This is a genomic window from Bacillus ndiopicus (genome assembly GCF_000612805.1).
Lineage (GTDB): Bacteria > Bacillota > Bacilli > Bacillales_A > Planococcaceae > Metasolibacillus > Metasolibacillus ndiopicus.
Genome location: NZ_HG964404.1, coordinates 321,225 through 333,266 on the forward strand (window position 1 = coordinate 321,225; position 12,042 = coordinate 333,266).

10 protein-coding genes and 1 pseudogene are annotated in these 12,042 nt (G+C 35.2%); 2 read left to right on the top strand and 9 right to left on the bottom strand.

Annotation, left to right across the window (positions count from 1 at the left end):
• Positions 1-74 precede the first annotated feature (74 nt).
• The 4 genes and pseudogenes from TY13_RS06395 to TY13_RS21250 form a co-directional block, all read right to left on the bottom strand.
• Positions 75-935: a DnaD domain-containing protein gene (locus tag TY13_RS06395; RefSeq protein ID WP_042473265.1), complete on the bottom strand. Its 861-nt coding sequence runs from the start codon at positions 933-935 to the stop codon at positions 75-77.
• Between the two features lie 240 nt (positions 936-1,175).
• Entirely contained in the window at positions 1,176-2,225 is a 1,050-nt protein-coding gene (locus TY13_RS19735; RefSeq protein ID WP_052344244.1) for a DUF4352 domain-containing protein, read from the bottom strand.
• Between the two features lie 94 nt (positions 2,226-2,319).
• On the bottom strand, positions 2,320-3,030 hold the full coding sequence (locus TY13_RS06410; RefSeq protein ID WP_195891670.1) for a hypothetical protein: 711 nt from the start codon (positions 3,028-3,030) through the stop codon (positions 2,320-2,322).
• A gap of 113 nt (positions 3,031-3,143) precedes the next feature.
• Positions 3,144-3,218: pseudogene (locus TY13_RS21250) on the bottom strand (YpjP family protein); the annotation flags it as partial.
• A 169-nt stretch (positions 3,219-3,387) separates the two neighbouring features.
• Between TY13_RS21250 and TY13_RS06415 the strand changes: the two are divergent.
• Positions 3,388-5,565 (top strand): MMPL family transporter, encoded by a 2,178-nt coding sequence (locus tag TY13_RS06415; protein WP_042473271.1) that lies wholly within the window; start codon positions 3,388-3,390, stop codon positions 5,563-5,565.
• A 449-nt stretch (positions 5,566-6,014) separates the two neighbouring features.
• On the opposite strand, the gene TY13_RS06420 is transcribed toward TY13_RS06415, so the two are convergent.
• Positions 6,015-6,602: a YpjP family protein gene (locus TY13_RS06420; RefSeq protein ID WP_042473277.1), complete on the bottom strand. Its 588-nt coding sequence runs from the start codon at positions 6,600-6,602 to the stop codon at positions 6,015-6,017.
• Positions 6,603-7,301: 699 nt separating this feature from the next.
• On the opposite strand from TY13_RS06420, the gene TY13_RS06425 reads away from it, so the two are divergent.
• On the top strand, positions 7,302-8,495 hold the full coding sequence (locus TY13_RS06425; RefSeq protein WP_042473279.1) for an acetate kinase: 1,194 nt from the start codon (positions 7,302-7,304) through the stop codon (positions 8,493-8,495).
• Between the two features lie 734 nt (positions 8,496-9,229).
• Here the strand turns inward: TY13_RS06425 and TY13_RS06430 are convergent.
• From TY13_RS06430 to TY13_RS06440, 4 genes are all read right to left on the bottom strand, one after another.
• Entirely contained in the window at positions 9,230-10,279 is a 1,050-nt protein-coding gene (locus TY13_RS06430; protein WP_195891671.1) for a hypothetical protein, read from the bottom strand.
• The gene (locus TY13_RS06435; RefSeq protein WP_042473282.1) at positions 10,269-10,844 is read right to left on the bottom strand and encodes a sigma-70 family RNA polymerase sigma factor; all 576 of its coding nucleotides are present in this window, start codon (positions 10,842-10,844) and stop codon (positions 10,269-10,271) included. Before TY13_RS06435 ends, TY13_RS06430 begins: the two co-directional genes overlap by 11 nt.
• A 509-nt stretch (positions 10,845-11,353) precedes the next feature.
• Entirely contained in the window at positions 11,354-11,473 is a 120-nt protein-coding gene (locus TY13_RS20065) for a topoisomerase C-terminal repeat-containing protein (RefSeq protein WP_074432938.1), read from the bottom strand.
• Positions 11,474-11,513: 40 nt separating this feature from the next.
• A complete protein-coding gene (locus tag TY13_RS06440) occupies positions 11,514-11,948 on the bottom strand; it encodes a DNA topoisomerase (RefSeq protein WP_074432939.1) in 435 nt (144 codons plus the stop codon).
• Positions 11,949-12,042: the final 94 nt, after the last annotated feature.

Here is a 12,042-nt window from a genome sequence, read left to right on the forward strand (position 1 = left end):
CATCTATTTCTTCCGTTTACTATTATAATGCAATTGGGCCTCGAATGAAAAAATCTTTGCGAATTACCCGTTTTTTACTTACCTCCCTCGCGAAGCTCTTTAATTAATCGTTGAAACTCTGCATCATAATTAATCACTTCATCTTTTACACTTGGTCGTGGTTCAGTAGGCTCTTGATGAAACCATGATGGCACAATTTCGACGTACTTCCCACGATTGCGCTGTCCTTTTTTACTTTTTTCACTAATGAAGCGCCTTTTTTCTGCATCGACTTGTTCTATTGTTTTGATTTGCTTCTGTGACCAGTCTTTTAAAATCGTTTCTACATAGTTCCAGCGAATCGCATTGTTATCAATTGCTAGTTTCATCGCGTAGATAACAAGCTCCTCCCCCATTACATCTATCCAAGTGTCAATTTTTTCTCTGGCATATGAGGACAGGACACCAAACCCATTTTCCTGATAAAAGGTAATGGCCGCAGCCTTTTCATTATCATCACTAGGTAAATCAGTATTTAATTTATTAGTAATTAATACATCAGTACTTAGTAGTTGGCGATTTTCCATTTGTGGCTTTTCCATGGATGGTGCAACCGTCGATGGATTTTCCATGCATGGTAAACTGGAGGATGGTTCATTTTCTTGTGGAACTTCATAAACAACAGTGACCCAGTCAAATTTCCCATCCTGACTGCGGCGGCGCTCTTTCTTTACATAACCATACTGCTTCAATTCCTTTAATCCCGAAGAGAAAGCATTCTCACCGTCTTTCGCCCAACGTAAAAGCTCCGTATTGTGAAACGTCCAGTTATCTGGCCTTGAAAGCATAAACACATGAATCGCTTTCGCCTTCCAGCTCAGCCGCTTATCATATAAAGATGTATTATTAACGACTGTATAGTCCTTATTTTTCTCTACTCTGACGATGGTTTTCATGAAGAAGCCCCTCTCTGAAAAAATTTGTAGGGATGTCCCTTTCATTTTATATGCAATGTTATAAATCTTGAGGGGACATGTTTTTCAAATATTTTATAGTGAATAATCGACTACCTAGCTTTCTCACAACGCTATTATTCTAATATTTTCAATGGGTGTTTAGTTTGATTTTCAACCATTGTAACGCGCTTTATAAACGATTAAAAAGCACTCTCAGGCGAGAGTGCTTCAACGTATTTATTATCTAATGATTAATTCATAATTATTGTTTTTGGCAGAAATGATGACTTTCAAAGGCTTTCCATCACTTTCTATTTCCTTCGGCAATGAAGCAAGGAAATGTAAAACACCTGTTTTTAATGGTTCAATAGAAGTTATATTCGTATAAGTGAAATCAGTTCCACCTCTCTCCTCGATCGTCGAGAATGTTCTATACTCATATTTATTATCATATACAACCTTCACATCAATAAATTCATCAGCACTTTTATTAGAAGTGAGTAAGCTCTTTATTGAAATAACCGTATCAAGGTATATTTCTCCATCCTCTTTATTTTCATAGTAAGTATGATAAGATCCTGGATTTGGCGGTGAAACTTTTTTGCCAAAAACGTTATCATTGACTGTAATTTCAGCATAATCATCAATAACTAATGGCTCACCCTTCGTTATTGTCAATAATTCTACGACAGGTTCGCTTTCTCCTTCTTTTTCAATGCTTCCCACTTGATCAGAGTCAGAGTTTGCACTTTTATCTACTGGAATTTTAATTTGTACTTTATCTTTTCCTAGCTCCATAAAGAGTTGGATACTTTCAGCTTCGTCAACTACTTTATCTGGTATAGAGATAACGACAAACCCATTCTTTGTTGCTAAAGGGTTTATACTTTCATGATGTAAATCATCATCAAGAAGTGTCACTACTACTCCATACTCATACTTTTCGTCATAAATAGCCTTTAGAGCTGTTCCGTTTTTTGCCTTGAATAATTTATTAGCTTCAGTACCATTATTAACAGCTTTATAATTTAGTATCAAATACTTATTACCATCATCAGCTGTACTTGACATGTTTCCTTTTGCAACAGTTGGATTAAACTCAAAAGACTCTAAAGTTACTTCCCAATCTTCTAGATTAAAAGTTTCCCCAATATTTTTTGTTACATATTCCTTATTTGTTTTTTCTACTTGAGATTCTTTCGAAGCGTTATCTGAACCACTTTTTTTATCTGCTTGTCCACAAGCTACTAATAAAATAGATACAAATAACAATACTACTATCTTTTTCATAAAATACCTCCCTATGTACTAATATATTACTATACATAGTAAATGGAGGAATTTCTATATTTGTTTTGCAAAAAGATGAAAATTTATACACAAATTATGAATTTTTTAAGCTACGAATATCATCTTCTATTTTGGAAATGGTTCTTTCGTAGTTGCTAGCAAAATTTAAATCACTTTCATACTTCTTCAGTAAATTTAGATGATTTTCAAATCTCTTTAGCTGCCCTTCTTTCGTTTTTAGTTGAAACGTATCCATTTTCATTTTTAAATATGAATCATTTATAATGACTGGCAGCAATTTTTCAGCTAATTCACGTACTTCCTTGAAGGATGGGATTTTTTCATCGATAGGCATATCTGGTGTTTTTGCCTGTTCGATACTAAGCGCCATTCTACAAGCTAGATTATTTCTTTCAATAAATGTGACCATGTTTTTCGTAGACTTCATCAGCTCCATTGTTTCTCGTAAAATTCTTAAATCATCCAGCACTTCAGCATACTGCTGCTCCATTTGCTTCAATTTTTCTGGCGGAATCTTGCTTCTTACTGCCCATCCATTCTTTAATTTTTCATATACTGATTTACTTTCACTTTGCCTCGTTATTTTAGATTCATTACCTTTAGTTACATTCCAAAATTTCACACATAACCAAGAGAAAAATATGGACACTGCAAACAAGAATATGGACAACCCTATAGATGAGGATTCTCCTTTTAAAGTTTTAATAGATGCAATTAAAAAACTACAAGCACCCGACCCTAAAAAAATCATTATGTATATCCTCAAAATCCCCTTTAACATCATACCTCCCCCTCTCTATACGAATATATACAATTTAGATAGCTACTTCCATATAAACTTACGTAATTTCTTTCAAGAAAAAAACACCCGTTTTTTCAACCAGTGTTTTGCAAGTTTTAAGCCAACCATTTTGGTGGTGTGTTTTTGGACCAGTAAATTTCACCTAAATTATAATGCGCCACAAAGCTGTCTTCCTTTGTTCAGATAAATCGACATGTACTCTTTAGTAGATTAAGGACTTTACATGTTGCATTACAGGAAATTTTTGAGCATTATTTCGAATCACATCTATTGTAGTTCATACTGAGTTCATATTCATTTTTTACAATTGTCACAGAATAAATGATAGGAGTTGAAAAAATGTTTAAACCGTTCCGTAGTTTATCAAAATTTTCCAGCAGTTCTAAGGGAGCTAAAATTGTTTTAATCGCTTGGATTTTGGCGGTTGTAGTTTTCAGCATATTTGCACCATCATCCAAAGAATTTTCTAAGAACAGTATGGAAGGTAGTATAAAAGAAAATACAGCTTCTGAGATTGCTAAACAAGTATTAGATAAAGAATTCCCGACAGACGATGGACTAACCGCATTACTTGTATTTCATCGTGAAGAAAAAATAACTAAACAAGACAAAGAAAAAATCACGGAACTTAGTCAATGGTTTGCTTCAGACAGTAAACCTCAACACTTAGCAAGCGCATTACCATACCATTCATTCCCAGAAAAAGTTCAAGATAAGATGTTTTCTGAGGATGGAACGACACTAATTTTTAACGCAGCACTTAAAGAAGGCATTGACTCAAATGAAGCGAACGAAACATTAGAAGCCATTAGAAATAAAGTAAAAGAAGTTGGCTTAAACGATATTCAATTTGAAATTACTGGACCTGCTGGTATATCTGCGGATACTATCAGTTTGTTTAAAAATGCGGATATTGTCTTAATGCTGGCAACAATTGTTTTAATATTTATTATCTTAATCATCATCTATCGTTCTCCATTACTTGCAATCACTCCATTAATTATTTCTGGAATTGTATATGGAGTTGTGGATCGAATTTTAGGTTTGGCTGGCAAGTATGAGTGGTTTAGTGTTGATAGCTCAGCCGTTTCTATTATGCTTGTTTTATTATTTGCTGTTTTGACTGACTATAGTTTGTTTGTGTTCTCAAGATACCGTGAGGAATTAAGAATGCATGAATCAAAATATAAATCAATGAGTGAGGCTATTCATCATGTTTCTGAACCAATTTTCTTTAGTGGTGGAACAGTCTTCCTAGCAATGCTAACTTTGTTTACAACAGTCTTTAAACCTTACAATCACTTTGGTCCTGTATTTTCATTGGCTGTAGTTGTAATATTACTTGCGGGATTGACACTTATTCCGAGTATATTTGCCATTATGGGAAGAAAAGCATTTTGGCCATTTATTCCTAAATTAGAACCCGAGCACAAAGTAAAAAAAGGAATTTGGTCAAAGATAAGTAACATTGTTCTAAAGCGTCCTGCTTTATTTGCAACTATCTTACTCGTAACTTTATTTGCTGGTGTATTCAATGCAACAGAAATGAAATTCTCATTTAATTTAATGAATTCATTTCCCGAGGACATTTCATCCCGTCAAGGCTTTGAGCTTCTTGCTGACAGATATCCAGCAGGACAATTGGCTCCAGTGACAGTTGTTCTGAAATCTTCAGAAAATATTGAAGTCAATGAGGAATTTTTACAAAGGGTCAATAAATTTAAAGAAGAATTATCTGCTCAAAATGGCATTAGTCAAGTAAATCCCGCTTTAACAGAAAAAATAATCCAAGGAAAAGCAGATTTGCCTCGCAACTTTTTATCAGAGAATGGCAAAGCCGTAAAATTACAAATTATTTTAACTAAAAATCCATATGATATTTCTTCATTAAATACTGTTGAAATGCTTCGAGATAAAACTGACTCATTCTTAAAAGAAAGTCAACTTTCTAAAGATGAATTTAAAGTACATTATGTCGGACAAACAGCTGAACAAGTCGATGTAAAACAAATGAACAAGCGAGATATGATTATCCTATTCTCCCTTGTAACTGTTCTGCTCACTTTTGTAATAGGTTTCCAAACAAAATCTGTACTTTTGCCAATATTGATGATGTCAACAATTCTTTTATCTTATTTTGCGACACTTGGTTTTGGTTGGTTGATTTTCAAATACCTGCTGGGCTATGAGGCAGTTAGTTATCGTTTACCAGTCTATACATTTGTTTTCATGGTTGCCTTAGGTATTGATTACAATATCATGTTAATTTCACGAATAAAAGAAAAAGCAAAAGAACTTCCTTGGAAAGAAGCTGTTATGGAAGGTGTTGCATTAACTGGAGGTGTCATTTCATCGGCAGGAATTATTTTAGCTGCAACTTTTGCTGTTTTAATGACGCAGCCCTTACAAGAACTCTTTTTATTCGGCTTTACAATGGCTATGGGTATATTATTAGATACATTTTTAATTAGAGGCATATTATTCCCATCTTTATTACTATTAACTCGTAAAAATTAGTAGAAGCGAAAATACCCCAAAAATCCCCAATAGTAAAAAATGTAATTGGTTCATCTTGAACTGCGCCATAAAAACTAGACCATAAAAAAAAGATTCATGCCGTTACTAATCGGCAAAAAGATGACTTCGGTAGGTAGCGCCCTAGTCATCTTTTTTAACGTCCATTGCTTTCTAATGTTATTGGAGTAATCATAATAGATAAGATAATCCAAATATCGATGCATTTTGTTCTTGTGTATCAGATGTAGTATATTGAGGTGAATATCAGACAGAATTTTCATTAAAATATGCTAAGTGTTTGTACACCCACTAAGCTATAAAAAATCAAGCATAGCATTCGTCTCACCTCCTGTAGAGGTAGGCGTTTTCTACTGAATCAAGATAAATTTACGTAATTTCCTTCTTTCAAGAAAAAAACACCCGTTTTTTCAACGAGTGTTTTGCGAGTTTTAAGCCAACCATTTCGGTGGTGTGTTTTTCGACCAGTAAATTTCACCTAAATTATAATGTGCCACAAAGCTGTCTTCCTTTGTGTGATAGTGGAAGTTGTAATAATAGCCTTCGTTTGGACGATTTTCAGTGCGAACATGGAAGCGAATTAAATCGACTTTTTCCCCTTGCTCACGAATGTTAAAAATTCGCTCGGCATAATCTCCACTTGGATTTTCAGTAATTGTTAAGTATGGAATTTTATCATCATCCAAACGCGCTAAAGTCATATCAATGGCTTCTTCCATTTTAGGAAAAATGCGTGTCTCAAACTCATCGCCAATTTTTTCAGCGATGCGTGGACCAAATTTTATGTAAGATTGTGTTTTCGCAGCACCTTTTAACGATTGTGCTATTGATATGTTTTCTTCATAAAGCAATGTATCGAGCTGAATTGCAGAAGAAATATCGTTAGCGCTTGGCTCTTGCAAACGATTCGGCTTTAACTCATCCTCAAAATTATTCCAAATTTCATGATTTGGATTAATTACCCCAAATGTTAATAATGCTACAGATACAACAAGGAATTTTTGCATCCATTTTTTCATTGTCATCACCCTCTAATTATGTATAAATCATGTTCTCGTCTATACTAATCTGTACGTTTTATAGCTAAAAAGGTTTCATCTTTTTGTTATTCATTGTACAATACATAGTGTAAATATGCATTGTAGTTAAAGGAGGCACATTCTTATGGGCACAATCGCTATCGGTATCGGCTTATTATTAATGTTAGGTTACTTAACATCTCTTTGCATCACGGACTAATTATTTTACTATGCAATAAGTAACACTATAAAACCCTGGAAACCCTGTTAAATCAAAGTTTCTAGGGTTTTCTTATTTTAGCATATTAACGCAAGATAAAACAAGTAAACGGAGCTTTGTTGGCTGTCTGAATAGAATAACTTACACAGTGATAGCAGAGAAACCAATTTATATTATCTTTTCTTTTTTACCTTCTTCTTAAAATTCAGAGAGGCTTCCCAGTCATTTAATAATTTGCCTTTCTTTCTATTCATGTAACAAAAAATCTAATCTCCTTTACAATACTTTACTAAAATTGTTCAAAATTTTTTGTATATTCGCACCACTATTTATGTGAAAAAATGATACACTGAATGAAGAGGACGTTGACAAAATAGTTGCCACAAAATAGTGTGATTTCTGTAAGCGATTCGTACAAAGGGGAATATCTTGTCACTCTCTATTATAAAAGCAATTTATTCAATCTAAGGAGAGACCCTATGTCTAAAATAATCGCAATTAATGCAGGAAGCTCATCATTAAAATTTCAACTATTTGACATGCCACAAGAAACTGTACTCACAAAAGGTATCGTCGAACGAATTGGTTTAACAGACAGCCTATTTACAATCACTACCCCTGATGGTACGACAGACACAGAAGTAATGGATATTCCAGATCATACTGTTGCGGTTCAAATGCTGTTAGCCAAGCTAGTTGCAAACTGTATTGTCCAATCGCTAGAAGAAATTGATGGTATTGGTCATCGTGTTGTACATGGTGGAGAAAAGTTCAATGATTCCATCATCATTGATGATATGGTACTTGCAGAAATTGAAGAACTATCTGAGTTGGCACCACTTCATAATCCAGCCAACATCATCGGTATTCGCACTTTCCGTAAGGTATTACCAAACGTACCGGCAATTGCAGTATTTGATACAGCATTTCATCAAACGATGCCCAAAAAATCATTTCTATATAGTCTTCCTTATGAATTTTATAATAAGTATGGCATTCGAAAGTATGGCTTCCATGGCACATCGCATAAATATGTCTCGGAACGTGCTGCGGAGTTATTAGGACGCCCAATTGAAAATCTTCGTCTCATTTCATGTCATCTTGGAAATGGTGCAAGTATTGCAGCTATCGAAGGTGGAAAATCAATCGATACATCGATGGGCTTTACACCACTTGCTGGTGTTGCTATGGGGACACGCTCAGGTAACATCGACCCTGCCTTAATCCCATTCATTATGGATAAAACAGGTCAATCAGTGGATGAAGTCCTTGATATTTTAAACAAACAAAGTGGGATGCTTGGCGTATCAGGTTTATCAAGTGACCTACGCGATTTATCAATAGCCGCAGAAGAAGGCGATGAGCGTGCCATTATAGCACTCGAAATATTTGCCAATCGTATCCACAAATACATCGGCTCTTACGCTGCCCGTATGTCTGGCGTAGATGCAATCATCTTTACAGCAGGTATCGGGGAAAATGATATTACATCTCGTGCTCGCATTCTACATGGTCTTGAATTTATGGGTGTCTATTGGGACCCTGCTTTAAATAACGTGCGTGGCAAAGAGCAATTTATCAGCTACCCACATTCACCAGTAAAGGTAATCGTCATTCCAACAAACGAAGAAGTCATGATTGCTCGTGATGTTGTTCGTTTAGCCGGATTTTAAGTTACGCACAAACCTAAATACAGTAGATTAATATAGGAAAAAGAAAAACACACAAACCCGCTTCAGGGATTTCCTCTGAGGGGCGGGTTTGTGTGTTTTTTGTGTAGCGTTACTTTTAAATTTTCGTACATGCACAAATCTTGCATAGCTTTTTTTTCAAAAAAATTAGACAAGGGACATCCTCGTTAGAAGATGTCCCTTTAGCATTTAATAGGTAACTTGTAAAATAAATATGTCTCAACCCAATCATCTGGGGAATCTTATATATTTAATAGAAGTAATAACTTCTATTTCCGAACCGCGGTAAAATTCCACTAAAACCTTCTAACCTAAGCAATGTAGCCCCAACCTGCTACTACATCCTTGCAGCCCTTTAGCGTGCGCCAGTGTGAATAAGTATCTTCAAAAATCACTAGCAGAATGCCAATTTATTTACATGCTACCTAAAATAGCATGGTTTTATTGTAACATAATGTATGTTAAAAGTAAAATCGCTGTTGTGTTAAGGGTTTGTAAATATTTTTACGTTCTTCAGCTTTACAAAATAGTGCATAGTAGGGAAAGTAATTTATATGAAAAAGCCCTTCACGAAAATGTGAAAGGCTACAACTTTATTAGGAATTATATTACTTTCTAATTCATTACTTAAACTTAATTTATATACTTTGAAACTGAATATATCCTTGAAACTCAACCGATTTTTGCCAGCCTTATCCGTCTAGGACTTGTTATTTCTACCATGGTGTTTCAGTTTTATGTTCAATGACTTGTAATACTTTTGGTTCAATAGCTTTTATCATTTGTTCAATTGAACGATTGCTTTTACTAACATCGTTATTATTTTCACCTTGAATTTGTCCTTCAGCCTGTGTTTTTGCTATTACATCAATCACTTGTTGTTTAGAAACATTTTTAGATGCTGCAATCTCGACAACAGATTTACCTTTTGCTAATTCTTGTTTTAATTCTGTTGGGCTAATTTTTAGTAAAGAAAACAGTTTTTCATCGTTTAAAAAGGAATCAGCAGTATAATCAGGCTTACCATTTGTAGAGAAAAAACCTTCTACTTTAATGTTTGAAGGTGTAGTCTCACCTCCGATCAGAGAAACACTGATTGTATTGTCTTGAACAAATACCTGGTAGAAAGGTGTTTTTGATTCCTTTTTGCTGTAATTCAACATAAACGTTTTTTGACCCGTGTTCGCCATTTGCTCCATAGCAAACTCGTACTCTTCGATGCTGCCATACATTTTATCAATTAGATAATCTACCTTCGACTTGATTTCCTGATCGGTTAAGGCAGTGAGTGGTTTCTCCTTTGGCTCCCAATTCTCCTGATTCACGTGTTCAATCGCACCCGTAATACCGTTTATATGAAGGGAAATCTTTTTGCCGACTCCTCCTTTTTCCTGCAGTATGATACTTGTTTGGACACCTTGAACCTTGCTTGCATTGATAATCTCAAACGATTTTGTTTCAGGAAATGCGTTATACAGCTTCTCAAGTGTTGCTTTGCCAACCTCATCCCCCTCGACTTGTTCAACAGTCATTGGTGTTCTAGTAAGCATTTCAATAAGATTAGGGGCCGCAAATGCTGCGGTTGGAATCAAAATCGCAGTAGCAACTAATCCACTAATTAATCGTTTTTTCATGTTTATTTCGCTCCTTTTTCGTTGGAAATATTGAGAATAGGATTGTTCTATTCGTTTGGAAATAGCCGGAGGGCATTCCATAGTTTCTGCCTCTTTGTGCAGATGTTCACGAATTTTGCGTTCAATTGGCATTGATTTCTTCCATCCTTTCTGGGGGGAGATTACTTAAGTTTTTTCGAAGCACCTGAAGGCCAGCATGATACCTGGACTTGACCGTACCTAGCGGAATTTCGAGCAATGTCGCTATTTCCTCAAGTTTATAGTCGTGAAAAAAGCGGAGGACAATCACCGATCGTTGTTTGTCGGTCAATTTTTGGATTGCCTGTGTTATCATTTGCTTCGTCCCATCCATCAACACAGAAGGTTGATCCCAATGAGACTCTTCACGAGAAAAGGCACGGATGCGTTCAAAAATTCGGAATCTCCGCCAGCTCTTGACCCGAAATCTCTGCACTTGACGGATTACCAAGCCGTTTAGCCAGAAGTGGAAAGGTCTGTTCGTATCATAGTTAGCAAGTGAGGTCCACATTTGCATATATATCTCATTCATGACATCTTCCCGATCCTGCTGATGATCCACCAGAAAGGAGACTGTCCGATAGACGTCCTGATAGGTGGCATCATACATCGTACGAAACGCCTGTTGATCACCTTCTTTCATTTTTGTGAGTAATTGGTACAGATATTCATTTTGCATTCAGAGGGTCCTCCTAAGTAAGCTTACACACTATATTGTCTCTCTATCAAAAAAAGGTTCGGTTCTTTATTTTTTTGCAAACCGCTGAGTGCTGGCGGCCATCGATTAGGAAGACAATTTGGAGTACAACGACCCGTATGGCAGCCGTGACCTATCTATTTCAGTCTAGGTCATCGCATGGTAATTATTTCATTTTAATTTTCCGTTTCTTATTGCTGGTCACTTGGGAACATTCTTATATTCTTTTACACAGCGATAAAAGAGTATTAAAAGGCTAATGAAAAACAGAATTTATAAGAAATGATCAAACTTTATTCCCCTTTGAAATATCCTTTTCCAAAGAGGTGAAGCATCGCAACTTTTTTATAAATGTCGCTTCTTTTTTTATAAATTATTAATCTTTATTTTAAATCAACATCAAGCGAATAATTACACTCATAAATATATTCAATACACCAATGAGTTTAATGTTGCTTTCAATTATTTATGAAGCTAAAAATTAAGTACAATCAAGCAAATTCAAAAGATATTTTATCACCTTTGATTACTAACTTCGCATCAAACTTTTTCTCAGCCTTACTGATAAAGCCTTTAATAACCCCAGTAGAGCCTTTTGTAATCAAATCCATTTACTGTTTCTCCGTTAGTTTCTTCTTTGCGATTTCTTTATTAATCAGAATCTGCCTCATCCTCTACCATTTTCCCTGTGGTTTTCATCAAATTAATCAATGCCTCTTCCATATAGGGTTTGGGTGGGCTTGTACAACCTTCTTTTTCTGTTAATAAACTTGATACTTTTTCATTCATCAAAACACTTGGAAGAATTGTATCTTCCATTGTTTTTTCTGTCGCTTCCTGCATTGCAGAAAATAACGCTTTCCATCCTTTGCTTTTTTCGATTTTTCCAACCGTTTCAAATTCTATATCTTGCACAAGCGTTGTAATTTTCGTTTCTTCATATACATAATCACTATGGAACATAGCTAGCATTGTGAGTAGCACTTCCTGATAAATATTTTTTTCTTCTGTTGTTAAAGCATGAAGTTGCGATTCGGTTGGCACAGTTTTTGTTGGAATTATGGCATAATGTTCCTGTCTCTGCATGAATAAGTGCGGAAACTGGTATAAGAATAGGAGAAATTTTAGGTTTAAAAATTACTCATTTTAATCGTTTCGAACCCTCATTAGAAGTTGTGAA